The sequence below is a fragment of the Duganella sp. GW821-FHT07G03 genome, assembly GCF_059418605.1.
Genome location: NZ_JBWKQE010000023.1, coordinates 42937 through 67113 on the forward strand (window position 1 = coordinate 42937; position 24177 = coordinate 67113).

Here is a 24177-nt window from a genome sequence, read left to right on the forward strand (position 1 = left end):
CCCAAAAAATGACACATCAACCCACGTACCACAACATCTCGCAACTCGGCACTATCGAGTTGGTTGCAGCGATGCAGTGCATGCCGGTGGGCGTGACCATCATCGATAGCAGCTTGAAGATGCGCTTCTGGAACGACGCGTTCTGCCGCTTGCTCGATTTCCCGCAAGAGATTATGCAGCCGGGCGTGACCTTGCAGGAGCTGTTCCTGTTTAACGCAAGGCGCGGCGACTATGGTCCCGGCGATCCCGACGAGCAGGCCAGGGAGCGCATTCGGCTGAGCATGATGTTTCAACCGCATCAGTTCACCCGCACCCGCGCCGACGGCACCGTCCTCGACATCACCGGCCGGGTGATCCATGACCACGACGGGCAGGCAATCGGCTTCGTCACCATCTATCAGGATGTCACGCGCGAGCACCAGCATGCGCAGCATCTGCTGGCCGCCAACAAGGAGCTTCAGGTCGCCTATGACGATCTGCGGCTGGCCCAGATCGGCTACGCCGCGATGGAAGAGGACCGGCGCCGCTACTATCAACTGGCGGTGCGCGATCCACTGACCGGCTTGTTCACCCGCTACTACATGGAAGACGCCGCAGCGCGGCTGATCGAACTGCATGAGCGCGACGCATCCACGCGCCTGGCCTTGCTGGTGTTCGACATTGATCGCTTCAAGGACATCAACGATGCGCACGGGCATCTCGGCGGCGATACGGTGCTGCGCCATATCGCGCTGCTGCTCAAGCAGCACTCGCGCCGGGCCGATGTCGCCGTGCGTTTTGGCGGCGACGAGTTTGCCGTGTTCCAGTCCGGTGTCGGCGACAGGGAATGCATGGCGTTTGGCGAGCGCTTCCGCGAGGCGGTGGGCGCCACGCGGTTGGACGGCGAGCTGGCCGGGTTGACGCTGTCGATCAGCGTCGGCGTGGCCGAGCATCGGATCGGCGAATCGATGACCGATCTGCTGTCGCGCGCCGACGCGGCGCTGTATGCCGCCAAGCGCGCCGGCCGCAATCGCGTGCAAAAAGCGGATTGACGTCGGCATGAACGAGGCAAGCTGCCGGGTGGCTTGACCCGGCCTTGCCGTTGGGCTACTGTGGCATGAACTTCGGGAGGTTCCATGTTCATGCGGATGCTGGCTTGCGGACTGTTGTTATGCCTGGGTGGAGCAGCGTTGGCCGCTCCTGGCGACTGCCGGGACATCAACGTGGCGTTCCATCAGGTCGGGGCCCTGTACTATCGCGCCCCGGACGGCGGCTGGACCGGCATCGACAAGGATGTCGTCGATGAGCTGGGAAAGCGCACGGGATGCCGTTTTCGCGCCACGCTAGAATCGCGGGTGCGCATCTGGACCATGCTGGCCGGCGGCAAACTGGACATGTCGGTGTCCGGCATTGCGACCCCGGAGCGGGAAAAATTCGCCCGCTTCATCCCCTACTTCGCCACCCGCAACTACGCGCTGCTGGACCAGAGCTTGCCGGCGTCGGCCAGCACGGCGGAGGGTTTCCTGGCGGCTCGGGAGTACAAGGTCGCGGTGGTCAAGAGTTACAAGCACGGCGCCGCGTACGATCTCTGGCTCGATCAATTGCGGGCGCAGGGACGGGTGTATGAAGCGGCCGATTTCCCTGCGGTGGTGCGCTTGCTGAAGATAGGCCGCGTGCAGGCGATCCTGGCCTTGCCCGTCAGTTGGGTGCCCATCCTGAAACGGGAGGGATTGAGTGAGTCGGTCCGCGTGCTGGACTGGGCGCCCAGGGAGAACCTGGTCCACGGGCTGATCGTGTCGCGCGAACGGGTTCCGGCAGCTACCGCTGAGCGCATGGCCAAGGCGATCGAGTCGATGCGCAATGACGGCACGCTGTTGACGATCTTCAAGCGCCATATCGGCGATGAGTTGGCGAGTGGCTTGCTCAATTACTGAGGCCAGCTAACGCGCCGATTTACGCCGTTCGTAAGGCACGTTCGGTGGCAAGGTTGAGCGGCGTAAGCGCACGCCTTTCGTTTCGATGCCGGCCAGAAGCCCCCAGGCGGCGGCCCACCGTGACGCCCGATCTTTCCGAGGTATCGATTGCGTGGCAATAGCGCGGCCAAGCGCGATGATCATTCTATTCATCGCGTAAGACTTCTTTTTCGGACTCAAAGTAGTAATGCTCGGCATGGAGGTTCCATTCTTTCTGGATCGACTTCATGCATCATCCCCCGCTCAGGAAGAGCGCACTGTGCGTCATCTCGCATATGGTCGCAAAGGGTTGCGGTGATTTTTTTATGGCAGGAATCCTTAGTCGGATTGGCTGCCCGCGCAGGTAGGCATACGGCAGCCGATATGGTTCCAACGCGTTTAATGGCCGCTGGCGCGCAAGGCACCGCCCCCATCAATTCGGCCGTGTTGGCGTAGCCCTTCAAATTCACCTCCTCGTACTTCACGTTGAGCAACAACCGCTCGACGAAGATATTCGTCCAACGCACGCCCACGCCCGTCCATGCTGTCGCTGATGCGCCAAGACAGCACCTTGCGACTGCACCAGTCGACGGAGAGTGTAAGTGCATAAATGTGTTAAAAATACAACATGTGACAAAGTGTGAAGTTTGCTAATTTAGTAACTGCTATCCTCTGCACATCTGCCAACTATCTTGCAAATAGAAATTCTTACCTGCTGCAACTCTTGCTAGAGCGAGATGCTGCTTAAAAGTTACACCGCGAAGCCATAATGTTCGAATTGCAAAAATTGTGTCTAGAGTCCGCAGGCATAGTTGAGCAGTAACCGGTAAGGAGTTAAGATGAAATCAGACGACATTCCAGTATCATTCAGGCAGGTTTTTTACTTATCCTTCACTATATTCATGCCGCTGTTCTTGGCAGCTGCATTAGTAATATGGGTTCCCGCGAAGCCTGGACAAACCGCATCTGACGTCGCAATAGCTGGGAGTCTGCTGGGCATTGTTTCAATAGTCTTATTAGCTTTGCTTGTCATAGTCGTCCGCCGGCACGCTGTTGAGATTGCTGATGAGGCTATCGTGATCAAACATAGCCTCTACACTCTCGTCCTTGAGCGAAACGCCGTTAGCTCGGTACAAACACTTAAAGTGAGCTCCATAGATCAGCTTGGTCTGTCAACGCGAAAAAATGGCATAGCGGCCTTTGGTTACTTCTCGGGTTGGTTTTGGGGGGCACACGGCGATCTTACGTTTTGTGCTTTGTCCAAATGGCCCGTGTACCTAATACGATTCGAAGGCAGCAGCAAGTGTCGACAGGTCGCGTTAAGTGCAAGTCCAGAAGTTATATGCACTATTGAAAACTGGGCCCGCGCTTAGGCGCAAGGGAGCCCGCGCAAGATAGTGGCGTCCATAGCGGTAGTATCAAAACGTTATTGCAGCGCCCCTACGCAGTTACCGCTCTTCGCCGCTGGATGCCGAAGGTCATCCACGCACGCCGGCGGACGGCCTCTCATAGTAAAAAACCCGCTCGGAGGCGGGTTTTTTTGTGCTTCATGAAGCTGCTTGAAACGTATTAGTGGTGGAGTCGGCGGGAATCGAACCCGCGTCCGCAAGCACTCTACAGACAGTTCTACATACTTAGCACTATCATTTAATTTAACCTGTACAGCACGGATGTGCACGTTCTGGACAAGCGATTCACCTTAGATTTAGCGCGGATTGAAGTGACCCCTCACAGCGCGAGTCCCTGTAAATGACTCCACAGCTTTTAACGGCCCACCCCAGGGACGAGGTGTTGTGGAGCTAACAGCAATTAAGCTGCCAGTGCGTACGAGTTATCGTTTGCAGTTAAGTTTTTTCAGGTTGTATTTACGAGGTAGCCCGCCCTCGGTATGCCCTGCGCTGCTTTGCAACCCACGTCGAAACCAGGTCGACCCCACAGAACTCCATTCTACCGCACTTTCCCCACCTTCGCACCCTCCCCTGCAGAGCACGTCAAACGCCCGTCATATTTGCCCGCTATGATGGGTGCAGTTCTCACACAGAACGACCTTTTAGCGCCTCCCAGAGGCGGCTACTACCGGCGCCGGCGGTCGGGAAATATACCGGCACCAACATTCTCCGCTCGTTACAGCAGCTGTCCAGCCTTGGCCAGCAAGCCCAAAATCCCGAGAAAGCCCGAGACCATCAACGCGACCAGCCATCGAAACTGGACGTCGCTGCGATCCATGCGCTTCTGGCTTTCATGTATCACTGCGTCAATGCGGATAGTGGTTTCACGGTGCGCGTTATCAATATGACTACTGATTTCCCTGTGCATACCGTCCAGGCGACCTGACGTGTCTCGTTGCAATTCGTAATTTTGCGTGTTCATCGCCAAGAAATGAGCCGCGGTCTCCTGCCGAACCTGCTCTATCTTGGCATCGACCACCCTGAAGTTGGCCGCGGTCTCCTGCCGCACCTGCTCTATCTTGGCATCAACCGCCTTGAAGTTGTCCGCAGTCTCCTGCCGAACCTGCTCTATCTTGGCATCGACCACCCTGAAGTTGGCCGCTGTCTCCTGCCGAACCTGCTCTATCTTGGCATCAACCGCCTTGAAGTTGTCCGCAGTCTCCTGCCGAGCCTGCTCCATCTTGGCATCGACCGCCTTGAAGTTGTCCGCAGTCTCCTGCCGGACCTGCTCTATCCTGACGGAAGTCTCCTGCCGCACCTGCTCAATCTTGGCATCGACCGCCTTGAAGTTGTCCGCAGTCTCCTGCCGAACCTGCTCTATCTTGGCATCGACCGCCTTGAAATTGTCTGCGGTTTCCTTACGCAAATCGTCTATTCGCGCGGTGACCTCGCGACGCGTCTCATCTATCCGCGCCGTGGTCTCCTGACGCAGTGCATCGATCCGGGCGTTGACTTCCTTGAAGCCTGCACCCATCTCCTGCCTTAGCACTTCCATATCCGGGCTCATATCTCCATCCTCGGCACCATCGGGGCCGTTGTCAAGCTGAGCTAACGCGCTATTTTTCGCATGCATGGAACGCCCCCTACCCTATCCAGCCAGCTTAATCCCGGCTCCACGCCACTCCTCTGATCTGCCTCAAGCCCATCCTTGCGCAGCGTTGTTGCGACGCAGCATAAAATAGGATTTCTGCATGCTTTTTCGGGTGCAAGCCACGCTCTGCATTAAAATGAAAGCCACACTTCCCGCGCCTGACCCTCGCCATGCCCGATGCCGCCGTCCTCGCCGCTCCCAGCCCCAAGAAACGCGGGCGGCCCCACAAAGGGGAAGGCGGCGGCCTGCGCGCCGAATTGCTGGAGAAATCGGCCCAGCTGTTCCGCACCAAGGGGTACGACAACACCACCGTGCGCGAGATCGCGGCGGCCGCCGGCATCCAAGCCGGCAGCTGGTTCTACCATTTCAAGAGCAAACAGGACATCCTGACCGCCATCATGGAGCAAGGCCTGGCCTGCTCGCTGGCCGAGATCGAAGCCATCGCGCGCCAGCCGCTGCCGCCCTGCGAGCTGCTGCGCCGGCTGGTCGAGGCCCATCTGCAGACGTTGCTGGCGCCCGACCACCATTTCATCGCCGTGCTGCTGTACGAGTGGCGCTCGCTGGACCCGTCCTCGCGCGCCCGCATCGTCGCCCTCAAGGACCGCTACGAGGCGGTGTGGGACCAGGCCATCGCCGCGCTGCACCGCTCCGGCGACTGGGCCATGCCGTCGCAATTCGACCGCCTGCTGATCTTCGGCGCGCTGAACTGGACGGTGCAATGGTACAAACCCGGCAGCGGCGTCGACGTCCAGCAACTGGCCCAGCAGGCAATGCTGTTCATCTTGCGCACGCCGGCCGCGCTTGAGGCACAATAGAGGCGTATCTTAAAAGGAATGCCCCATGATCTATGAAATCGCCGAGTTGTACATCAAACCCGAGTCCCACGCCGCCTTCCAGGCCGCGGTGGCCGAGGCGGTGCCGGTGTTCCGCGCCGCCATCGGCTGCCTGTCGATGCGCCTGGACCGCGACATCGAGGTGCCGGACACGTATCATCTGGTGGTGGGCTGGGAAACGCTGGACAACCATCTGGTCGATTTTCGCGCCAGCCAGGGCTTTCTGGTCTGGCGCGGGCTGGTGGGCAGCCATTTCGCCCTGCCGCCGAAAGTGGAACATTTCGAAACCGTGGTCCCCGGCTTTTAAGCCGCCCACCGCTGTCCAGTCTCAAGACGGAGGCTCATCATGACACGTACCATCCATCGCAATTTCGACCAGGTGACGGACGCCGAAAGCGCCCGCAGCGCGCTGCTGTCGAGCGGCTTCCCGCCGTCCTGCGTCAAGCTGACCAAGCATACGACGCTGCCGCCCAGCGTCTCGACCAGCATGGTCGGCAACCTGCTCGACTCGCTGACGCCGGGCGGGCCAGCCGCCGCCGCGCACGCGCGCCAGCGCAGCGGCGCCATGCTGACCATCGATATCTACGATGAGGACGAGGGCGCCAAGGCGGACGCCATCATGGGTGGCTTCGGCCCCAGCGCCGCCTAGCGGTCCACTGGTCAGGTGGCCAGCAGGCCGGCCGCTTCGGCTTGCTGGCGCCGCATCCATTCGCCGGCGTCGGCCACGGTCAGCGCCCGCGCGTAGAAGAAGCCCTGCAAGGCGTGACAGCCGGCGTCGCGCGCGGCCACCGCTTGCTCCAGCGTTTCGATGCCTTCGGCCACCACCTGCAGGTCGAGCGCGGCGGCCAGCTGGCAGATCGCCTTGACCACCGCCACCGCGTCCGGCGCCGGCAGCGGGTCGATCAGGCCGCGGTCGATCTTCACCGTGCTCAACGGCAGCTGACGCAACATGCTCAGCGACGAGAAGCCGGTGCCGAAATCGTCCATCGCGACGTCGATGCCCAAGGTGCTCAGGTGTTGCAGCTGCAGCCGGGTGTCGTCGAGGTTGTCGACCGCGGCGCTTTCGGTGATCTCCAAGGTCAGGCAACGCGGCGGGATGGCGGTGTCGATCAGCGTCTGCTCGACGATCTGCAGGAAGCCGCGATTGAGCAGCTGCATCGGCGAGACGTTGACCGCCACCGGCACGCAGTCGCCCAGCTCGGCGCACCAGACGGCGATCTGGCGGCAAGCCTGTTCCAGCAGCATGGCGCCCAGTTCCGGTATCAGCCCGGTGCGCTCGGCGATGGCGATGAATTCCACCGGACTGACCCAGCCGATGCCCGGCCGCACCCAGCGCGCCAGCGCCTCAAAGCCCAGCAGCTTGCCGGTCACGGCGTCGATCTTGGGCTGGTAGTCCAGGTAAATCTCGTGGTTCTTGATGCCTTTGCGCAGCGCCTGCTCGTTGTCCAGGGTCTGGCTCGACATCTGCTCGAAGCGCTGCTCGGCCATGGCCAGCGCCGTGCCCGGCGTGCGCTTGGCCTGGTACATGGCGGCGTTGGCGGCGCGCAGCAGCGCTTCGGCGTTGCCGGCGTTGTCGGGGAACACCGCCATGCCCATCGAGGCGTCGATGAAGTATTCGCCGCCCGGCACCTTGAGCGCCTGCACGCAGGCGTTTTTCAGACGCTCGGCGATGTCGCGCGCATTGCCTTCGTCGGGGTCGACGATGGCGAATTCGTCGCCGCCCAGCCGTATCAGTTCGGCGCGCGCGCCGAGCGCGTCCTTGAGCTTGGCGGCGAAGGCCTTGAGCACGTGGTCGCCCGTCACATGGCCCTGGCTCTGGTTGAACAGCTTGAAGCGGTCGATATTGAGCACCACCAGCGTGCAGTGCAGCGAGCCGTCGGCCAGGTAGCAGTATTCGCGCAGGCGCTGCATCAGCACGGCGCGGTTGGGCAGGCCGGTGAGCTTGTCGTGCGTGGCCTGGTGCACCAGCGCGCGGGCGCTGGCGTTGCGTTCGGTGTCGTCGGTGATCAGGATCTGGGTGGCGCCGACGCCGTCCCATTCGACCCGCCAGGCCTCGAAGCGCAGCTCCAGTTCGCGGCCACCGGCCACTTCGCGCCGGCCTTCCCAGCTGGCGATGTCGAGCTCGCCTTGTTGCAGCAGGCGGTGCTGGCGCTGCAATTGCTCGTCGCTGAAGCTCTCCGGCGGCAGGTCGGCAAACACCGTGTAATTGCCCTGCCCCAGCGGCATGCCGTAGATGCCGCGCACCGCCGGATTGGCGTACAGGATGCGCAGGCCGTCGGTGACCACCACGCCCTGCACCGAGTGCTCGGTCAGCAACTGGAAGCGGGCCGCCAGCTTGCCGGCGTCGCGCAGCGCGCCGTCCAGCGCGCTGAGCATGAAGACGGTGCCGATCGCGGCCCGCAGCACGGTGCCGAACACGATGTTGGCGGCGATGCCCTGCTCGCCGTACAGCATCAGCAGCAGCTGGTTCAGCCCCAGCAGGATCAGCAGGGGACCGACCAGGCGCTCCAGCGCGTGGGTGGCCCACAGCCAGCGGCTGGCCAGCGCGCCCAGGCCGCACAGCACCAGCATATTGCACAGCGGCCAGAAGAACAGCTTGTCGGCGACCTTCGGCGCCATCAGCGCGGCGGCGGCGGCCACGCCGATGGCGATGGCGACGCCGCGCGGCAGGCGGCGCCCGGCCAGCCGCATCACGCCCGAGCCGAGGAACAGCAGGTTGGGGATGGCGCCGACCAGCACCAGCGGCACGCCCAGCTGGTCGAACGGCGACGGCGCCGTGGTGTGGATCAGGTAGGCCAGCGGGACCAGCGCGGCGAACAGCGTCGAGCACCCCAGATGATGGGCGAAGGTCTGGCTGCGGTGGCGCCGCCATACCAGCAGCAGCGCCACGCCGATGACGGCGTACATGGCGGCGTTGATCAGGTACAGGTAGCTCATGCTGTTCATGTCAGGCCGCCGGGTGGTTGAACACTTGCCGCAGATAGGCCAGGAAGGTCTCGTCCTTGCACAGCGTCTTGCCGGGCGAGTCGGACAGCTTGGCCACCGACTGGCCGTTGCAGCACACCAGCTTCATGACGATGTTCAGCGGCGTCAGGCCGACGTCGTTGGTCAGGTGGGTGCCGATGCCGAAGCCGGTCATGATGCGGTCGGCGAAGTGGCGGTACAGCGCGAACGCGGTGTCGAGCTTCAGGCCGTCCGAAAACACCAGGCGCTTGGTGTTGGCGTCGACCCGCAGCGCGGCGTAGTGGGCCAGCGCTTTTTCGCCCCACACCACCGGGTCGCCGGAGTCGTGGCGCAGGCCGTCGAACAGCTTGGCGAAGTACAGGTCGAAGTCGTCGAGGAAGGCGTCCATGCCGACCACGTCGGTCAGGGCGACGCCGAGGTCGCCCCGGTATTCCTGCACCCACGCCTCCAGCGAGGCTTTCTGGAAATCGCGCAGGCGCACGCCGAAGGCCTGGAACGATTGCATGTATTCGTGCGCCATGGTGCCGATCGGCACCAGGCCGAACTTCATCGCCTGGTAGACGTTGGAGGTGCCCTTGAAGTATTGCGGCACTTCGCGCGCCAGCCGCTGCACCACCTCGTCGTGCCAGGCGCTGGAGTAGCGGCGGCGGGTGCCGAAGTCGGAGAATTCGAAGGGGTGGCGCCTGGCCGGTTCGGCGCCGAAGGCCTTCAGCGCGGCGATCTTGGCGGCCAGGCGCGCGCGCCCCTCCTCCAGCGCGGCGGCGGCGTCGAAGCGGCGGAAGTACAGCTCGTTGACGATGTAGAGCACATAGATTTCAAAGCCCATCACGTGCACCTGCGGGCCGCTGGCGTGGATCACCAGCGTGGCGCCGTCGGCGCGCACCTCGATGAACTTGCGCTGGAAGCGGAACACGGTGAGGAAGTCGACGAAGTCGCTCTTGATGTAGCGCAGCGAACGCAGGAAGTGCAACTCTTCGTCGCGGAAGCTCATCGAGCACAGGTGGTCGAGCTCGCGTTCGATGTCGGGCAGCAGCTCGGTCAGCGGATAGGCGGTGGCGTTGCGGCAGACGAACTCGTACTCGGTGTGCGAGTTCGGATGACCGTGCAACAGCGCCTGCCACATGGTGAACTTGTATAAATCGGTCTCCAGCAGGCTGCGGACGATGGGCTGGTTCATGCGGGATCCGCTCCCAGTGCGCGGCTGGCGTTGGCCAACAGTTCGGGCAGCACGTCGGCCGTTTGCATCAGCTGCACGCCGCGCGCCTGCATCGCCTGCAGGAAGGCCTGGTAGTGCGGCTCGAAGCCGGCGACCGGGCTGATGCAATCGGTCAGCAGCACCAGCTTGGACAGCGGCTGGCCCAGGTGCTCGGCGATGTGCTCGACGGTGGCCTTGACGCAGTGGCTGCCGGCCTCGCCGGCGATGTAGACCTGGTCGGCCTCGGCCAGGGTGGCGATGAATTTACTGTTGAGCTGAGTGTCCGGGTCGTCGGCGTCCGGCACCTCGGCCATGACGGCGGAATAGTGCTCGGTCCACGGGTTGGAACCCTTGGCCAGCTTGGCGACGATGCCCAGCGCGGCTTCCTCCCAGGCGCCGTAGGCGGTGCGCACGTCTTCGTGGACGTTGTTGCCCCAGGTGCCGATCTCGCAGTGCACCGGCCACACCATCAGCTGGTAGCGGCCGGCCGCTTCCAGCTTGTCGAGATAGTTCAGCGCCAGCGGCAGGGCCGCCGGGTGGCGCGGCTGGAATTTCTCGGCGCGCACGTCGGCCGCGCTGATCTGGGTGAACGGCGCCACCGGCGCGCCGTCGCGGGCGATCCAGAAGGTGGGGTGGGCGATGTCGAAGCGGTGGTGCGAATCGAGTGTGATGCTGATGGCGGTCAGGCCGGCGCGGCCGCGGTTGATCAGGCCGGCCAGGCGCAACATGTCCTGGTGGGCGCCGGGCACCGGCAGCGCCGGCGCGCGCGGCGCGCGGGTGGCCGGGTTGAGCGGCAGGTAGCTGGCCGGCAGATCGCAAAAGTCGTTTTGCGGATCGATGATCAGCAAATGCAGGTTCCGTTTCATATGGGCTCCGAGGCTTGCTTAACTGTATATGATTTTGCCCGATAGCGCGGGCCGACGGTGATGATTATCTGCCAAGCCACACGAATTTTCATAATACCCCCGCACAGAAAGCGGCCGGCGGCGACTGCCGACGCAAAAAAACTCCCTGCCGGCAGCCGCCAGCAGGGAGTTTTTGATTGCCGGACCAGGAATTAAGCGGCGATCGCGTCGATCTTCGAGCGGCCCTTGGCGACGGCGGCGGCCACCGCTTCCTCGCCCATGGCCACGCCTTCGGCCACCACGAAGGTGACGTCGGTCATGCCGAGGAAGCCCAGCACCGAGCGCAGGTAGGTGGTGACGTGGTCGTAGGCGGCGGCGGGGCCTTCGCTGTAGACGCCGCCGCTGGCGACGAACACGATCACTTTCTTGCCGTGCACCAGGCCTTCAGGGCCGTTGGCGCCGTATTTGAAGGTGCGGCCGGCGCGCGCCACGTGGTCGATCCATGCCTTCAGGCCGGAGGTCACCGAGAAGTTGTACATCGGCGCGCCGATGACGATGGTGTCGGCGGCCAGCAGTTCGTCGACCAGCGCGTCCGAGGTCTTGATGGTGTGGGCCTGGTCGGCGTTGCGCTGCTCGGCCGGGGTGAAGTAGGCGCCCATCATCTGTTCGGTCAGGTGCGGCACCGGGCTGGAGGCCAGGTCGCGCGTGACGACGGTGCCGGACGGGTTGGCCGCTTGCCATTTTGCCACGAACTCGCCGCCCAGCTGGCGCGACAGGGAGCCGGTTTGACGAACACTGCTGTTGATGTGGAGTACGGTTGCCATGATGCTGTTTCCTTTCGGGTGGGGAGGGATTGCATTCATCATAGAACGAGTTTAATATCGATGAAACCTGGTAAATTTAAATCTTACCTATCGATATATTCGATAGTATGATATCAATCTCTCAACAAGGTGCAGCATGCGCGATCCCGGCCTCCCCTCCCTCGACCAGCTGCGCGTGTTCATCGCCGTCATCGACCATGGCGGCTTCGCCCACGCGGCGCGGGCGCTGCACCGCACGCAGTCGGTGATCAGCTACACCATCGCCAACCTGGAGGAGCAGCTCAACATCGCGCTGCTCGACCGCAGCAAGCGCAAGCCGGTGCTGACCGAGGCCGGCAAGGCGCTGCTGGCCGACGCCCGCGCGGTGTCGCTCAAGGTGGACGGCATGCGGGCCCGCGCCAAGGCGCTGTCGGCCGGGCTGGAGGCCGAGGTGTCGGTGGTGGTCGACGTGATGTACTCGACCTGCAAGCTGGTGCGCATCCTGCACGCCTTCCAGCAAGAGTTCCCGACCGTGGCGATGCGCCTGCGCACCGAGGCGCTGGGCGCCGTCACCCAGCTGGTGCTGGAGCAGCAGTGCCACATCGGCATCAGCGGCTGGATGCCGGGCACGCCCGACATCATCGAACGCCAGAGCTGCGGCTACGTGACCATGGTGCCGGTGGCCGCGCCCGAGCATCCGCTGGCGCAGATCGAGGGCATCATCCCCAGCACGGTGCTGCGCGAGCACACCCAGCTGGTGCTGACCGACCGCAGCACCCTGACCAAGGGCCAGGATTTCGGCGTGCTGGCGCTGCGCGACTGGCGCCTGGGCGACCTCAGCTCCAAGCACGCGCTGCTGCGCAGCGGCATCGGCTGGGGCAATATGCCGGTCGAGTTCGTGCAGTGGGACCTGGATGCGGGACGGCTGGTGCAGCTGCACATCAGCGAGGGCAGCGCGTTCAGCTTCCCGCTGTACGTGATACGGCGCGGCGACGAGGAGCCGGGGCCGGCCACGCGCTGGCTGATGCAGCAATTCCTCGAGCAGGCGCAGCCCGGCGCGCCGCTGCCCAAGCACGACATGCGGCCGCTGCCGGCGGTGGGCGATCCGGGCGTCAGCCCCATGTCTTTGTATCACCGCCTCGGCGATCCGCCCAAGGGCGGGCCGAACGGCGAGCCGAAACCCGCGGCGCCGCTGGGCGACCTGCCGCCGGGCTTGACGGCGCCCTCGCCTATTTCACTCCGGCGGCGTTGAGCTTGCCGCGCAGGCGGCGGATTTCTTCCGACAGATCGACCACCAGCGCGGCGACGTCGTCGTTGGCGTCGAAGTCGCGCTCGACCTGGCACAGCCGGCGCGCGCGCACCAGGTCGGCGCTGGTGAAGCGCCAGGCCACGTAGTCGCCGTCGGCGCAGTCGAGCAGGATGCCGGTGCGCACATGCTGCACCACCCAGTCCGGCTCGACGGCGCAGGCTTGCGCCAGTTCCTCCACGGTCAGCGCGGCCTCATCGACCAGCACCGGGTTCAAGATTGCCTGTCCCATCGCTCATCCTCCCGCGCGCGGGTTGAAAGCCAGTTCGCGCGCCATGGTTTGATACAGTTCGCGGGCCTTGTCGCTGGTGGCCGGCGGCAGCGCCACCTCCAGCAGCAGGTACAGGTCGCCGGTGTCCTTGCCGGGGATGCCGCGTCCGCGCAGGCGCAGCTTGCGCCCGGTCTGCGAGGCGGCCGGCACCGTCACGGTGACCTTGCCGGACGGCGTGGCGACGTCGATCTCGCCGCCCAGCGCCAGCTCCCACGGCGCCACCGGCACGGTTTCGTAGACGTCGCGGCCGTCGATGCGGTAGCGGGCGTTGGGGCGGAACTGGATTTCCAGGTACAGGTCGCCCGGCCCGGCCGCGCCCGGCTGGCCCTGGCCCGACAGCCGCAGTTGCTGGCCGGCCGTCACGCCCTTCGGAATGTTGACGCTGAGGTTGCGCTCGCGCGTGACGATGCGGTCCTGGGCGTCGCGCTCGGCCACCGTCAGGCTGATATTGCGGGTGGCGCCATGGTAGCTGTCGGCCAGGTCGATGGTGATGCTGGCGTGGCTGTCCTCGCCGCGCCGCGGCGGCGCCTGGCGCCGGCGGCCGGCGCCGCCCAGATTGGCGAACAGGTCGGCAAAGAAGTCGCTGCCCATGGCGTCGCCGCCGAAACCGCCGGCGCCGGCGCCGCCGTTGCCGAAGCCGCGGCCCCAGTCCGGCGGCGGACGGAATTCCTGGCCGGCGCGGTATTGGTGGCCGCGTCCCAGTTCGTCGTAGGCGGCGCGCTTCTCGGCGTCGCCCAGCACGCCGTAGGCCTCGTTCAGTTCCTGGGTCTTGTGCTGGGCGTCGGCCTCCTTGCTGACGTCCGGATGGTATTTCCGGACCAGCTTGCGGTAGGCCTTCTTGATGTCATCCTCGCTGGCCGTCTTGGCCACGCCCAGGGTCTGGTAGTAATCCTTGTATTCCACGTTGCGCGCTCCCGTCATGCATGTGCCACAGTCTAGCGCCTATCGGGCGCCGGCGCCGTCCGCGTTGTCATTTATGCTCGCGCCGGTCCTTGGCGGCCGGCCTGGCGTCGACTTCGCGCACCGACGACATCATGTCGTTGAAATTTTTCAATTCGGCGTACTCGCCCTTTTCCAGCACCAGGCAGCGCCCCTTGTAGTGCTTGTTCTCGCAGACCTCCCAGGTGCCGTTCTGCACGATCACGCTGGAAGTCTTGTCGTTGAAACCCAGCTTGTCCAGGTCCGGCTCCGAGCCGTGCAGCTGCAAGGCCGGGCCGCCGAAATGCTCACGCGTGTAGAGCGTGATGTCGCCCGCCTGCGCCGCCGCGGCGGCGCCCAGCAGGGTGGCGCAGAGAAGTCGGTTCATGGCCTGGTCTCCAGTTCGGGGCGGTGGCCTGCATGATAGCGCATGCCGCTCAGCGCACCCGGCGCAGCGAGGAAATGCGGTTGTTCATATCGTCGAGGAATTCGTAGCGGCCCGGCTCGAGCACGATGCAGCGGCCGCCGAAGTCGGCGTGCTCGCACAGTTCCCAGCGGCCTTCGTTGACGATGACGGAGCTGGCCTGGTCGTTGAAGTCATAGCGGTCCAGGGTGCGCACTTCGTCGTTGTGCAGCTCCAGGCGAGCGCCGCCGAAGCGCGACTTGGAAAACAGCACGATGGCTTCGCGGCGCTGGCCGTAGCCGCGGTCGTCGTCGCGGTCGCGGTCGCCACGGCGGCCGCCGCGATCGTCGCGCTCGTCACGGCCACCGCGGTCGTCGCGGCCGCCGCCATTGACTTCGCGCACCGAGGAGATGACGTCGTTGAAGCCGTCCAGCGCCGGATATTCGCCGCGTTCGACCAGCATGCAGCGGCCCTGGAAGTTGGCGTGCTCGCACAGCTGCCAGGTGCCGGAACGCACGATCACCGACGAGGCGCGGTCGTTGAAGCCGAGCGGCTCGAGGTCGGGCGTGCTGCCGCGCAGGGTCAGCGGCGGGCCGGCGAAGTTGGAGTGGGTGTACAGCGTCAGCTCGCCCGCGTGGGCGGTGGCGGCCAGCAAGGGCAAGGCCAGCAGAAGGGCGGCGCGGGTCAGACGGTGCAGGAATGGTTTCATGATGGAGTACGCTCAGTAAAAAGTTGATCAGCCAGTGCCATGCACCGACAACGCCTATGCTAGCGTGTCGGCCGACAAGACAATATGGCTAATTTGCAAGAAAGTGTAATGATACAGCGCGGCGGCCCCGGCCGGACCGGGGTAGAATTGTCGCCCGCCCATTTCCCGACCGCCGCGCATGCCCCACGCCTTCACCCTGCCCAATCTCCGCCGTGAAACCGCCGCCCTGTGGCGCCTGGCCTGGCCGATGCTGATCGGCCAGCTGGCCACGGTCGGCATGGGCGTGGCCGACGTGGCGATGACCGGCCACGCCAGCGCGGACGAGCTGGGCGCGGTGTCGCTGGGGGCGTCGATCTGGTCGATCATCCTGGTCACCGTCAGCGGCACCATGATGGCGATCAACAGCGTGGTGGCGCACGACGTCGGCGCCGGCGAGCTGGGGCGCATTCCGCACGCGGTGCGGCAAGCGTTGTGGAAGGCGCTGGGCGTGGGCGTGGCGGCGATGCTGCTGGCCAACCTGGCGACCCTGCTGTTCGAGCATCTGTACCTGACGCCGCATGTGCAGCGGCAGGCCGAGTTGTTCGTGCACGTGATCAGCATCGGCCTGCCGCCGTTCGCCGCCTACCGCGCGCTGTACGGCTACAGCACCAGCATCAACCAGACCAAGCCGGTGATGCTGATCGCCCTGCTCGGCCTGGGCTTCAATGTGCTGGTCAACTGGCTGCTGATCTTCGGCCACTGGGGCTTGCCCAAGCTGGGCGGGGTCGGCTGCGCGGTGGCCACCGGGCTGTGCATGTGGCTGATGCTGGCCGCCATGCTGGGCTGGATGCGCGTGGCGCCGGCCTACCGCGCCACCTATCCGTTCAGCCACTGGGAGGGGCCGCACTGGCCGGAGATCCGCTCGATGCTGCGGCTGGGGCTGCCGATCGGCGTCACCTATTTCGCCGAGGTCAGCGCGTTCGGCGCCATCAGCCTCTTGATCGCGCGCTACGGCGTGGTGCAGATGTCGGCGCACCAGATCGCGCTGAATTTTTCCTCGCTGGTGTTCATGGTGCCGCTCAGCTTTGGCATCGCCCTGATCACCCGCGTCGGCCAGGCGGTGGGCGAAGGCAATCCGGTGCGGGCCCGCTTCGTGGCCTGGACCGGGGTGTGGATGTCGCTGGCGTTCGCGGTGCTGTCGGCGCTGTTCATCGTAGTGTGCCGCCAGCAGATCGCCGAGGCCTACACCTCCGACCCGGCGGTGCAGGCGCTGTGCGTGCAGCTGCTGCTGTTTGCCGCGCTGTTCCAGCTGTCGGACGCCACCCAGGTGGCGACCTCGTGCGCGATCCGCGGCTACAAGGTCACGCGCCAGCCGATGCAGATCCAGCTGCTGGCGTTCTGGGGCTTCGCGCTGCCGCTGGGCTGCGTGCTGGGGCTGGCGCCGCAATGGCTGCCGTGGGCGCCGGCGCAGCCGATGGCGGCGGCCGGCTTCTGGATCGGGCTGGTGCTGGGGCTGACGGTGGCGGCGGTGTTGCTGAGCTGGGCGCTGCAGCGGCTGTCGCTGGCGCGGGTGGCCGTGGCGCAGCGCGGCTGAAGGGCGGACCGGCCAGGTGCGCCGGCCGAGGCCATACAGTGCGTTACCGACGCCGAAGGAAAAACGGTTTTCCCCCGTGGATACAGAACATTGCCATCTCGCCACAAGCGGGCCGGTCTGGTATCGTCTTGGGTTCCGATAACCAAGAGACACTCACCCCATGCGCTTCATCCTCTGCTTCCTCGCCCTGCTGGCGGGCGCCCACGCCTCCGCCGAAAAACTGACACTGGACCGTCTGCATGCCGACCCGTCGCTGAGCGGCCCCGGCGTGCGCAGCCTGAAGGTGTCGCCGGACGGCGCCCGCGTGACCTTCCTGCGCGGCCGCGACGACAACCAGTTCCAGCTCGACCTGTGGGAATACAACCTGAAGGACAAGAGCACGCACCGCCTGGTCGACTCCAAGATCCTGGTGCCGGAAGAAAACCTGTCGGACGCCGAGAAGGCCCGCCGCGAGCGCGAGCGCACCGCCAGCCTGAAGGGCATCCTCAGCTACAGCTGGTCGCCGGATGGCAAGCAGCTGCTGGTGCCGATCGCCGGCAATCTGTACCTGATCGACGCCAGCAAGCCGGACGCCGCGCGCATGGTGGCCTCGGGCAATGTGCTCGATCCCAAGATCTCGCCGAAAGGCCGCTACGTCTCCTTCGTGCGCGACCAGAACCTGTATGTGATCGACCTGAGCAGCGGCAAGGAGAAGCAGCTGACCAGCGACGGCGCGGGCACCATCCACAACGCCGAGGCCGAGTTCGTGGCGCAGGAAGAAATGGGCCAGACCAGCGGCTACTTCTGGGCGCCGGACGATTCCGCCATCGCCTACAAGCGCTACGACGAGGCGCCGGTGCCGGTGGTGCGCCGCTTTGAAATCTTCGCCGACCGCACCGACGTGGTCGAGCAGCGCTACCCGGCCGCCGGCGACGCCAACGTGCTGGTGCAGCTGAAGATCGTCTCGCCGACCAGCGGCGAGATCCGCAACGTGGAGCTGGGCGCCAACGCCGACATCTACCTGGTGCGCGCCGACTGGAGCGGCAGCGCCAAGGCCTTGCTGTTCCAGCGCCAGAGCCGCGACCAGAAGAAACTGGAGCTGGTGTCGGTCGACGCCGCCACCTTGGCGCAGCAGGTGCTGATCACCGAAACCTCGCCGACCTGGGTCAGCATCTTCGACGACCTGCGCTTCCTCGGCGACGACAAGGGCTTCATCTGGTCGTCCGAGCGCAGCGGCCGCAAGCACCTGTACCAGTACGATATGCGCGGCAAGCTGCAGCACGCCATCTCCAGCGGCGAATGGGGCATAGACCGCGTGCTGGCGGTCGATGAAAAAGGCGGCCGCGTGTTCGTGCAGTCGAACCGCGACGCCGTGGTCGACAGCCAGACCTACGCGCTCAAGCTCGACGGCAGCAGCGCCACCAAGCCGCTGCGCATCACCCAGGGCGACGGCTGGCACGACTCCTCGTTCGCCCGCAACGGCGAAGTGTTCGTCGACACCTACTCCGATCCGGACACCCCGCCGCAGGTCAGCATCCGCCGTCCGGACGGCGCGATGATCAGCTGGCTGGAGCACAACGAGCTGAACGCGTCTCACCCGTACGGCAAATACCTGGACGCCCACCTGCACACCGAGTACGGCAGCCTGAAGGCCAAGGACGGCCAGACCCTGTACTACTCGATGATCAAGCCGAGCGGCTTCGACGCGGCCAAGAAATACCCGGTCTACCTGTCGACCTACGGCGGCCCGCACTCGCAGCACGTGGCTCGCCGCTGGGGCAACTTCTTCGACCAGTACATGGCGCAGCAGGGCTTCGTGGTGTGGCGCCTGGACAACCGCGGCTCGTCGCGCCGCGAGCGCGTGTTCACCGACGCCAACTACCACAAGCTGGGCAAGGTCGAGGTCGAGGACCAGATCACCGGCATCGAGTGGCTGGGCAAGCAGAGCTTCGTCGACGCCAAGCGCGTGGGCGTGTTCGGCTGGAGCTACGGCGGCTTCATGACCTTGCGCCTGCTGGCCGAAGCGTCGGACAAGATCGCGATGGGCGTGTCGGTGGCGCCGGTGACCGACTGGTCGCTGTACGACACCCACTACACCGAGCAGTTCATGGGCACGCCGAAAGAGAACGCGGCCGGCTATGAAGCGGGCGGCGTGTACTCGCACCTGGACGGCCTGAAATCGCCGCTGCTGCTGATGCACGGCATGGCCGACGACAACGTGCTGTTCACCAACACCACGCGCATGATCGACGCGCTGGTCAAGCGCAATGTGCACTTCGAGCTGATGACCTATCCGGGCGCCAAGCACGGCATCTCGGGGCGCGGTCCGCAGCGCCATGTGTTCGGCAACATCGAGGCTTTCTTCAAGAAGAATTTGATGCCGGAAACGAAATAAACGAAATAAAAGGATCTTCGGATCCTTTTTTTATGGGCGCTTGAGCGGTCACAAGCGCCGATTTGTTAGCCATTCGATAATGCCCGCTGCGGTGCATTCCGCACCGCCTCACTTATATCCCAGGAGGAAATATGGCTATCGATGTCTACCTGCAAATTGACGGTATCCGCGGCGAATCGGCCGACGACAAACACAAGGACTGGATCGAATGCAAGTCGGTCAGCTGGGCGGTCAGCCAGCCCAAGTCGGCCACCGCGTCGACCGGCGGCGGCCACACCGCCGAGCGCTGCGAGCATCAGGACATCACCCTGATGAAGCTGGCCGACCTGGCCTCGCCGGTGTTGCTGCAAACCTGCTCGTCGGGCAAGACCATCCCCAAGGCCAGGTTTGAATTCATGCGCGCGGACGGCCAGGGCGAGCGCGTCAAGTATTTCGAGATCGAGCTGGAAAATGTGCTGGTCGGCGCGGTGTCGCCCAGCGTGGAGGAAGGCGATATCCTGAGCGAGCACGTGGCGCTGAAGTTCTCGAAAGTGAAGTGGCGCTACACCCAGCAAAAGATCGGCGGCGGCGCGGGCGGCAATACCGCCGGCGGCTGGGACCTGAGCACCAACCGCATCGCGGCTTGAGCCCCGCCCAAATGAGAACAGCCGCTTTGAGCGGCTGTTTTGGTTTAACGGACGATTAGTTGCGGTTGCCTTTGGAGATGTCTTTCACCGCTTCCTTGGCATCGCCCAGGCCTTTTTGCAGCTTGCCTTCAGCTTGCTTGTTCAGGCCCTTGGCTTGTTGCTCCGAACTGCCGACCAGCTTGCCGGCCTCTTCCTGGATTTTGCCGCCGATGTCTTTCGCCGTACCTTTAACTTGATCCTTGTTCATGGTGAACTCCTTGGTGGGTGATGAAGCTACAGGACACACAGCGCTGTGCTGCGTGCAAGGTCCCCACTATAGGCAGACGCCGGCTGCCACTCTGTGCGATCGCGCACCCACGGCGGCAATCAGTGTTTGCGCCAAACGCTGGCGAGCCACGGCTGCTGATCGCGCGGCAAGCCTTCGGGCCGATAGTAATGTTGGACTGCGATAAATCCTGCTGCCAGCAGGTAACGCTCCCAGGTGTCGTAATCGTAGTAGCTGCCGTAACGCGGGCCGTTCCAGCCTTCGCGGTTGTCGCCGCGCGGATTGGAGCTGAACAGCACGCCGCCGGTGTTCAGCGCCGCGTGCAGGTCCCGCAGCACTTGCGGCAGCGCGGCGCTGGGCACGTGGAACAGCGAGGCGTTGGCGTAGATGCCGTCGAAGAAACCGGCGGGCAGATCAAGTTTGACGAAGTCCTGCTGCCACGCCGCGCAGCCGCTGTAGGCGCGCGCCATCTCGACGAATCGCGCCGAGCCGTCGACGCCGATCGCTTCGTGGCCCATGCTCTTGAAGGTCTTCAGGTCGCGGCCGGGGCCGCAGCCCAGGTCCAGCAGGCGGTAGGGCGCGGGGCCTTGTATCGCGCCCAGCAAGGCGGCGATGTTTTGGCTGACGTCGTGGTCGATGGTGCCGGCAAAAAATTGCTCGGCGTTGCGCTCGTAGTGCTGCAGCGTGGTTTGAGTGATCTGCTCGATAGGGTCGGGTTCCATGCCGCCAGTATATACGGCGGGTGCGAAATTCAACCCTTCGACAGATCGTACTATTTCGGCTCTCGGGATCTCTCTATTTTTCGCGGAACCGTACCTTGTGCGGCGCACCACCCAAGCCCAGATAAGACCAAACAAAAATAGAGAGTTTCCGAGGTCCGAATTAGGATGGTCCGGCGAAGGATGCGCGTCGGGGCCCCCATCGCACATCCTTCCGGTTCAGCTTACCAGACGCGCACGCGGTCCTTCGGCGCCAGGTACAAGGTCTGTCCAGGCTGCACGTTGAAGGCCTGGTACCACGCGTCCATGTTGCGGACGGTGGCGGTGCGCCATTTGTCCGGCGCATGGCCGTCGGTCAGGATGGCGCGGCGCAGCGCTGCTTCGCGCTCCTTCTCGCGCCAGCTCATCGCATAGCCGGTGAAGAATTGCTGGTCCGCTTCCACCGTCACGCGCTGCTGGTCCAGCGTGGTGTGGTAAGCGTCATACGAGGCCGCCAGCCCGGCCAGGTCGGCCAGGTTCTCGCTCAAGGTCTGCTGGCCGTTGATGGCCAGGTCCGGGAACGGCTTGTACGCCGAATACTGCGCCGCCAACGCCGCCGAGGCCTGCTTGAAATGCTTGCCGTCGGACGCCGTCCACCAGTCGCGCAGGCGGCCTTGCGCATCGAACTGCGCGCCCTGGTCGTCGAAGCTGTGGCTGATCTCGTGGCCGATGGTGGCGCCGATGCCGCCGTAGTTCATCGCGTCGCTGGCGCTCGGATCGAAGTAAGGCGGCTGCAGGATCGCGGCCGGGAAGTTGATCGCGTTCTGCATCGGCATGTTGACCGCGTTGACCAGCTGTGCCGGCATGCACCACTCGGCGCGGTCCACCGGCTGATGCAGCTTGGCCAGTTGCTGTTGCGTATGCACGCTACGCGCGCGCAGCAGGTTGCCCAGCGCATCGCCCGGCGTCACCTCCAGCTGCTCGTAGCTGGCCCACTTCTCGGGATAGCCTATGCCCACGTACAAGGTCTTCAGCTTGGCGTGCGCTTCTTTCTTGGTGGCCGGGGCCATCCACGCCAGCTGGTCGATGCGGCTATGGAAGGCGTCGACGATCTTGCCCACCATTTGCTGCAAGCGCTGCTTGGACTCCGGCGGGAAATACTTGGCGACATAGACCTTGCCCAGCGCGTCGGGCATGGCCGCGTTGACGGCGGCCAGGCTGCGTTTCCAGCGCAGCGATTGCTCCGGCGTGCCGTTCAGCGTGCGGCCGTAAAAATCGAAGTGCTGGTCGGCCAGCGCCTTGGGCAGCGCGCTGCTCACCTGGTTGATGCGGTGGAAGGCGAGGAAATCCTTCCACGTTTCCAGCGGCGCCGACTGCACCAGCCTGGCCGCGCCGACGATGGCGGTCGGATGCCAGACGATGAATTTTTTCTGCCCGCCCAGGCCGGCGCTGGCGAAGAAAGCCTGCCAATCCAGCCCCGGCGCCTTGCGCGCGAAATCGGCGGCGCTCCAGTTGTTGTTGGCCTTCAGCACGTCGGACGAATCCTCGCGGCTGGCGTGCGCCAGCGCGATCTTGCGCTCCAGTTCGAACACGCGCGCGGCGCGGGCGTCGGCGTCGGCGATGCCGGCCAGCTTGAAGGTGGCGGCGATGTGCGCCTGGTACTGGCCGCGCAGCTTTTGCATGGCCGGCGTGGCGTCCAGGTAGTAGGCGCGGTCAGGCATGCCCAGCCCGCCCTGCAGCAGGTAAGGCGTGTAGTGCGCCGAGTCCTTCAGGCCCTGGGCGATCCACAGGCCGAACAGGTTTTCGGTGAAGAAGTTGGTGGCGTTGAGCGGATCGACATCGGCTTGCAGCGTGCCGCCCAGCGCCTCGGCCAGCGCGCGCTTGTCGCCGATGGCGGCGATTTTTTGCAGCAGCGGCTGTAGCGGCGCCAGGCCCTTGGCCTCGATGCCGGACTCGTCCATGAAGGCGGCGTAGTAGTCGGCGATCTTCTTCGCCTCGGCGTCGGCCGGCTGCGCCGCCATCGCTTCGATCAATTTCACAATGCGCTGGTTGGTGTCCTCGACCAGCGCGTTGCCCACGCCCCAGCCGCTGCGGTCGGCCGGAATCTCGACGCTGTTGAGCCAGTCGGCGTTGACGTAATCAAAAAAATCGTCGCCCGGCAGCACGGCGCTTTTGGCGGCGGCGGTCGATGGGGCGGCGGAGGTCGGCTCGGCGCGCAACGGCGCGGCCAGCATCAGGGCGGCGCAGATGGCCAGGCTTAACTTGCTTGCGGATGGGTGCATGGGAGTCCCTTGGTCGTGGATCTGGTTGAATGTCGGGCGTGATACGCCAGCGTGCACTGTAGCGCCGCGGCGCGCGCGGCGATGCGGCTTTGCGACGAACGGTGGATTTGACGGAATAGATGGTCACAACACGGCAGAAAAGAGACGCCCGCCCAGCAAAATTGCTTCATTCATTCGGGGAATCGCTATATAGTTAGCCCATAGCAACGCGCTAATTACCCAGGAGATAAATATGAAACTTGATGCCCTGTTCCAGAATCCAACTGCGTTGCCCACCGCGCCCAAGGTCGTGGAAGAGCTGATCAGCAGTTTCGACAAAGCCAGCGTTTCGACCGAGGAGATCGCGAAGAAACTGTCGACGGATCCGGTGCTGAGCGCCAAGCTGCTGCGCCTGGCCAACTCGGCCTACTACCACGTCTCGCGCAGCATCGGCACGGTGGAAGACGCGGTGCTGATGCTCGGCTTCGTGACCGTGCGCACGCTGGTCATCAGCTCCGGCCTGGTCAGCGGCTTCAAGACCGTGCCCGGTCTCGACCTCAAGCAATTCTGGCGCTACAGCCTGCACACCGCGGTGTCGGCCAAGTGGATCGCCAAGAAGACCAAGGAAAACACCGACCTCGCCTTCACCATCGGCATGATGCACGCCATCGGCCAGCTGGTGATCCACTCGGCGATGGCCGAGCAGGCGATGGCGCTCGACAAGGTGGCCGGCCCGCTGGACTCGCGCCGCCTGGACGCCGAGCAAACCTCGTTCGGCTTCACCTTCGCCGACGTCGGCGCCGAACTGGCCAAGCGCTGGAAGTTTCCGCTGACCTTCTCGGAAACCATCCTGGCCTTCCCCGAGCCGCACCACAACGGCGAGCTGAACCGCCTGGCCGCCGTGGTCTCGCTGGCCGCCTGGCGCGCCCGTGTCGAGCAGGCCGGACTGAGCGAAGACGAAATCGCCGCCTGCTACCCGGCCGACCTGGCCGAGGAACTGGGCCTGGACGACAACGCCCTGATCGACGAAATGCCGTCGCCGGACGAGCTGAGCGCCGGGCTGGAAGAGCTGGTCAAATAAGCCAGCTTGCTCTTAACACCACGAAAAGCCCCGCACGGGGCTTTTTTTCGATCTTTTTCAAATATTTTTTCAAAACACCCTA

The 24177-nt window shown here is 64.4% G+C and carries 23 protein-coding genes, 1 other RNA gene and 1 pseudogene; 11 read left to right on the forward strand and 14 right to left on the reverse strand.

Going from position 1 to position 24177, the window contains the following annotated elements; all coding sequences use genetic code 11:
- Window positions 1–8: 8 nt before the first annotated feature.
- Entirely contained in the window at window positions 9–1031 is a 1023-nt protein-coding gene (locus AC07OK_RS24345; RefSeq protein WP_494692708.1) for a sensor domain-containing diguanylate cyclase, read from the forward strand.
- A 171-nt stretch (window positions 1032–1202) separates the two neighbouring features.
- Window positions 1203–1913 (forward strand): substrate-binding periplasmic protein, encoded by a 711-nt coding sequence (locus AC07OK_RS24350; RefSeq protein ID WP_494692709.1) that lies wholly within the window; start codon window positions 1203–1205, stop codon window positions 1911–1913.
- Between the two features lie 452 nt (window positions 1914–2365).
- Here the strand turns inward: AC07OK_RS24350 and AC07OK_RS24355 are convergent.
- Window positions 2366–2534, reverse strand: a pseudogene (locus AC07OK_RS24355) (IS3 family transposase); the annotation flags it as partial.
- Window positions 2535–2770: 236 nt separating this feature from the next.
- On the opposite strand from AC07OK_RS24355, the gene AC07OK_RS24360 reads away from it, so the two are divergent.
- Complete coding sequence (locus AC07OK_RS24360; protein WP_494692710.1) at window positions 2771–3304, forward strand: hypothetical protein; 534 nt, start codon at window positions 2771–2773, stop codon at window positions 3302–3304.
- A gap of 200 nt (window positions 3305–3504) precedes the next feature.
- Here AC07OK_RS24360 and ssrA read toward each other — a convergent pair.
- Window positions 3505–3865, reverse strand: a transfer-messenger RNA (tmRNA) gene (ssrA, locus tag AC07OK_RS24365).
- Window positions 3866–4055: 190 nt separating this feature from the next.
- Complete coding sequence (locus AC07OK_RS24370) at window positions 4056–4952, reverse strand: hypothetical protein (RefSeq protein WP_494692711.1); 897 nt, start codon at window positions 4950–4952, stop codon at window positions 4056–4058.
- A 188-nt stretch (window positions 4953–5140) separates the two neighbouring features.
- Between AC07OK_RS24370 and AC07OK_RS24375 the strand changes: the two genes are divergently transcribed.
- From AC07OK_RS24375 to AC07OK_RS24385, 3 genes are read left to right on the forward strand one after another with little or no spacing between them, the layout of a single operon-like run.
- Window positions 5141–5785 carry a TetR/AcrR family transcriptional regulator gene (locus tag AC07OK_RS24375; protein WP_494692712.1) on the forward strand — a complete coding sequence of 215 codons (645 nt, stop codon included), beginning with the start codon at window positions 5141–5143 and terminating at the stop codon, window positions 5783–5785.
- A gap of 25 nt (window positions 5786–5810) precedes the next feature.
- Window positions 5811–6110: an antibiotic biosynthesis monooxygenase family protein gene (locus tag AC07OK_RS24380; protein WP_217940797.1), complete on the forward strand. Its 300-nt coding sequence runs from the start codon at window positions 5811–5813 to the stop codon at window positions 6108–6110.
- Window positions 6111–6149: 39 nt separating this feature from the next.
- Window positions 6150–6452 carry a hypothetical protein gene (locus tag AC07OK_RS24385; RefSeq protein ID WP_494692713.1) on the forward strand — a complete coding sequence of 101 codons (303 nt, stop codon included), beginning with the start codon at window positions 6150–6152 and terminating at the stop codon, window positions 6450–6452.
- 11 nt (window positions 6453–6463) lie between these two features.
- Here AC07OK_RS24385 and AC07OK_RS24390 read toward each other — a convergent pair whose 3' ends face one another.
- The 4 genes from AC07OK_RS24390 to AC07OK_RS24405 all read right to left on the reverse strand — a co-directional run bounded on the left by AC07OK_RS24390 (window position 6464) and on the right by AC07OK_RS24405 (window position 11631).
- Window positions 6464–8749 (reverse strand): putative bifunctional diguanylate cyclase/phosphodiesterase, encoded by a 2286-nt coding sequence (locus AC07OK_RS24390; RefSeq protein WP_494692714.1) that lies wholly within the window; start codon window positions 8747–8749, stop codon window positions 6464–6466.
- 1 nt (window position 8750) lies between these two features.
- The gene (gene pncB, locus AC07OK_RS24395; RefSeq protein WP_494692715.1) at window positions 8751–9944 is read right to left on the reverse strand and encodes a nicotinate phosphoribosyltransferase; all 1194 of its coding nucleotides are present in this window, start codon (window positions 9942–9944) and stop codon (window positions 8751–8753) included.
- The gene (locus AC07OK_RS24400) at window positions 9941–10828 is read right to left on the reverse strand and encodes a cysteine hydrolase family protein (RefSeq protein WP_494692716.1); all 888 of its coding nucleotides are present in this window, start codon (window positions 10826–10828) and stop codon (window positions 9941–9943) included. Before AC07OK_RS24400 ends, pncB begins: the two co-directional genes overlap by 4 nt.
- 191 nt (window positions 10829–11019) lie before the next feature.
- On the reverse strand, window positions 11020–11631 hold the full coding sequence (locus tag AC07OK_RS24405) for an FMN-dependent NADH-azoreductase (RefSeq protein WP_494692717.1): 612 nt from the start codon (window positions 11629–11631) through the stop codon (window positions 11020–11022).
- 136 nt (window positions 11632–11767) lie between these two features.
- Here AC07OK_RS24405 and AC07OK_RS24410 point away from each other — a divergent pair, with 136 nt between their 5' ends.
- Window positions 11768–12862: a LysR family transcriptional regulator gene (locus tag AC07OK_RS24410; RefSeq protein ID WP_494692718.1), complete on the forward strand. Its 1095-nt coding sequence runs from the start codon at window positions 11768–11770 to the stop codon at window positions 12860–12862.
- Here AC07OK_RS24410 and AC07OK_RS24415 read toward each other — a convergent pair.
- From AC07OK_RS24415 to AC07OK_RS24430, 4 genes are all read right to left on the reverse strand, one after another.
- Window positions 12840–13148: a chaperone modulator CbpM gene (locus AC07OK_RS24415; protein WP_217940803.1), complete on the reverse strand. Its 309-nt coding sequence runs from the start codon at window positions 13146–13148 to the stop codon at window positions 12840–12842. The genes AC07OK_RS24410 and AC07OK_RS24415 overlap by 23 nt on opposite strands.
- A 3-nt stretch (window positions 13149–13151) precedes the next feature.
- The gene (locus AC07OK_RS24420) at window positions 13152–14090 is read right to left on the reverse strand and encodes a DnaJ C-terminal domain-containing protein (protein WP_494692769.1); all 939 of its coding nucleotides are present in this window, start codon (window positions 14088–14090) and stop codon (window positions 13152–13154) included.
- 67 nt (window positions 14091–14157) lie between these two features.
- Window positions 14158–14493, reverse strand: a complete 336-nt coding sequence (locus tag AC07OK_RS24425; protein WP_494692719.1) for a beta/gamma crystallin-related protein — start codon at window positions 14491–14493, stop codon at window positions 14158–14160.
- A gap of 49 nt (window positions 14494–14542) precedes the next feature.
- A complete protein-coding gene (locus AC07OK_RS24430) occupies window positions 14543–15217 on the reverse strand; it encodes a beta/gamma-crystallin (protein ID WP_494692720.1) in 675 nt (224 codons plus the stop codon).
- Between the two features lie 178 nt (window positions 15218–15395).
- Here AC07OK_RS24430 and AC07OK_RS24435 point away from each other — a divergent pair, with 178 nt between their 5' ends.
- From AC07OK_RS24435 to AC07OK_RS24445, 3 genes are all read left to right on the forward strand, one after another.
- A complete protein-coding gene (locus tag AC07OK_RS24435; protein ID WP_494692721.1) occupies window positions 15396–16790 on the forward strand; it encodes an MATE family efflux transporter in 1395 nt (464 codons plus the stop codon).
- A gap of 160 nt (window positions 16791–16950) precedes the next feature.
- A complete protein-coding gene (locus AC07OK_RS24440; RefSeq protein ID WP_494692722.1) occupies window positions 16951–19164 on the forward strand; it encodes a S9 family peptidase in 2214 nt (737 codons plus the stop codon).
- 131 nt (window positions 19165–19295) lie between these two features.
- Window positions 19296–19790 (forward strand): Hcp family type VI secretion system effector, encoded by a 495-nt coding sequence (locus tag AC07OK_RS24445; protein WP_494692723.1) that lies wholly within the window; start codon window positions 19296–19298, stop codon window positions 19788–19790.
- A 55-nt stretch (window positions 19791–19845) separates the two neighbouring features.
- Here the strand turns inward: AC07OK_RS24445 and AC07OK_RS24450 are convergent, their stop codons facing one another.
- The 3 genes from AC07OK_RS24450 to AC07OK_RS24460 form a co-directional block, all read right to left on the reverse strand.
- Window positions 19846–20037, reverse strand: coding sequence for a CsbD family protein (locus AC07OK_RS24450; protein ID WP_494692724.1), 192 nt, complete (start codon window positions 20035–20037; stop codon window positions 19846–19848).
- A 119-nt stretch (window positions 20038–20156) separates the two neighbouring features.
- Entirely contained in the window at window positions 20157–20777 is a 621-nt protein-coding gene (locus AC07OK_RS24455; protein ID WP_494692725.1) for a class I SAM-dependent methyltransferase, read from the reverse strand.
- A 221-nt stretch (window positions 20778–20998) separates the two neighbouring features.
- Window positions 20999–23035 carry a M13 family metallopeptidase gene (locus tag AC07OK_RS24460; protein ID WP_494692726.1) on the reverse strand — a complete coding sequence of 679 codons (2037 nt, stop codon included), beginning with the start codon at window positions 23033–23035 and terminating at the stop codon, window positions 20999–21001.
- A 232-nt stretch (window positions 23036–23267) separates the two neighbouring features.
- On the opposite strand from AC07OK_RS24460, the gene AC07OK_RS24465 reads away from it, so the two are divergent.
- The gene (locus tag AC07OK_RS24465) at window positions 23268–24095 is read left to right on the forward strand and encodes an HDOD domain-containing protein (protein WP_494692727.1); all 828 of its coding nucleotides are present in this window, start codon (window positions 23268–23270) and stop codon (window positions 24093–24095) included.
- The last annotated feature ends 82 nt before the right edge of the window (window positions 24096–24177 follow it).

Excerpts from the sequence above, each read along its gene's own strand:
- AC07OK_RS24435 (WP_494692721.1), top strand. The coding sequence starts at position 15,396 with ATGCCCCACGCCTTCACCCTGCCCAATCTCCGCCGTGAAACCGCCGCC.
- AC07OK_RS24370 (WP_494692711.1), bottom strand. The coding sequence starts at position 4,952 with ATGCATGCGAAAAATAGCGCGTTAGCTCAGCTTGACAACGGCCCCGAT.
- AC07OK_RS24430 (WP_494692720.1), bottom strand. The coding sequence starts at position 15,217 with ATGAAACCATTCCTGCACCGTCTGACCCGCGCCGCCCTTCTGCTGGCC.
- AC07OK_RS24455 (WP_494692725.1), bottom strand. The coding sequence starts at position 20,777 with ATGGAACCCGACCCTATCGAGCAGATCACTCAAACCACGCTGCAGCAC.
- AC07OK_RS24345 (WP_494692708.1), top strand. The coding sequence starts at position 9 with ATGACACATCAACCCACGTACCACAACATCTCGCAACTCGGCACTATC.
- AC07OK_RS24410 (WP_494692718.1), top strand. The coding sequence starts at position 11,768 with ATGCGCGATCCCGGCCTCCCCTCCCTCGACCAGCTGCGCGTGTTCATC.
- AC07OK_RS24415 (WP_217940803.1), bottom strand. The coding sequence starts at position 13,148 with ATGGGACAGGCAATCTTGAACCCGGTGCTGGTCGATGAGGCCGCGCTG.
- AC07OK_RS24445 (WP_494692723.1), top strand. The coding sequence starts at position 19,296 with ATGGCTATCGATGTCTACCTGCAAATTGACGGTATCCGCGGCGAATCG.
- AC07OK_RS24425 (WP_494692719.1), bottom strand. The coding sequence starts at position 14,493 with ATGAACCGACTTCTCTGCGCCACCCTGCTGGGCGCCGCCGCGGCGGCG.
- AC07OK_RS24400 (WP_494692716.1), bottom strand. The coding sequence starts at position 10,828 with ATGAAACGGAACCTGCATTTGCTGATCATCGATCCGCAAAACGACTTT.
- AC07OK_RS24385 (WP_494692713.1), top strand. The coding sequence starts at position 6,150 with ATGACACGTACCATCCATCGCAATTTCGACCAGGTGACGGACGCCGAA.
- AC07OK_RS24460 (WP_494692726.1), bottom strand. The coding sequence starts at position 23,035 with ATGCACCCATCCGCAAGCAAGTTAAGCCTGGCCATCTGCGCCGCCCTG.
- AC07OK_RS24380 (WP_217940797.1), top strand. The coding sequence starts at position 5,811 with ATGATCTATGAAATCGCCGAGTTGTACATCAAACCCGAGTCCCACGCC.
- AC07OK_RS24360 (WP_494692710.1), top strand. The coding sequence starts at position 2,771 with ATGAAATCAGACGACATTCCAGTATCATTCAGGCAGGTTTTTTACTTA.
- AC07OK_RS24390 (WP_494692714.1), bottom strand. The coding sequence starts at position 8,749 with ATGAACAGCATGAGCTACCTGTACCTGATCAACGCCGCCATGTACGCC.
- pncB (WP_494692715.1), bottom strand. The coding sequence starts at position 9,944 with ATGAACCAGCCCATCGTCCGCAGCCTGCTGGAGACCGATTTATACAAG.
- AC07OK_RS24405 (WP_494692717.1), bottom strand. The coding sequence starts at position 11,631 with ATGGCAACCGTACTCCACATCAACAGCAGTGTTCGTCAAACCGGCTCC.
- AC07OK_RS24465 (WP_494692727.1), top strand. The coding sequence starts at position 23,268 with ATGAAACTTGATGCCCTGTTCCAGAATCCAACTGCGTTGCCCACCGCG.
- AC07OK_RS24375 (WP_494692712.1), top strand. The coding sequence starts at position 5,141 with ATGCCCGATGCCGCCGTCCTCGCCGCTCCCAGCCCCAAGAAACGCGGG.
- AC07OK_RS24450 (WP_494692724.1), bottom strand. The coding sequence starts at position 20,037 with ATGAACAAGGATCAAGTTAAAGGTACGGCGAAAGACATCGGCGGCAAA.
- AC07OK_RS24440 (WP_494692722.1), top strand. The coding sequence starts at position 16,951 with ATGCGCTTCATCCTCTGCTTCCTCGCCCTGCTGGCGGGCGCCCACGCC.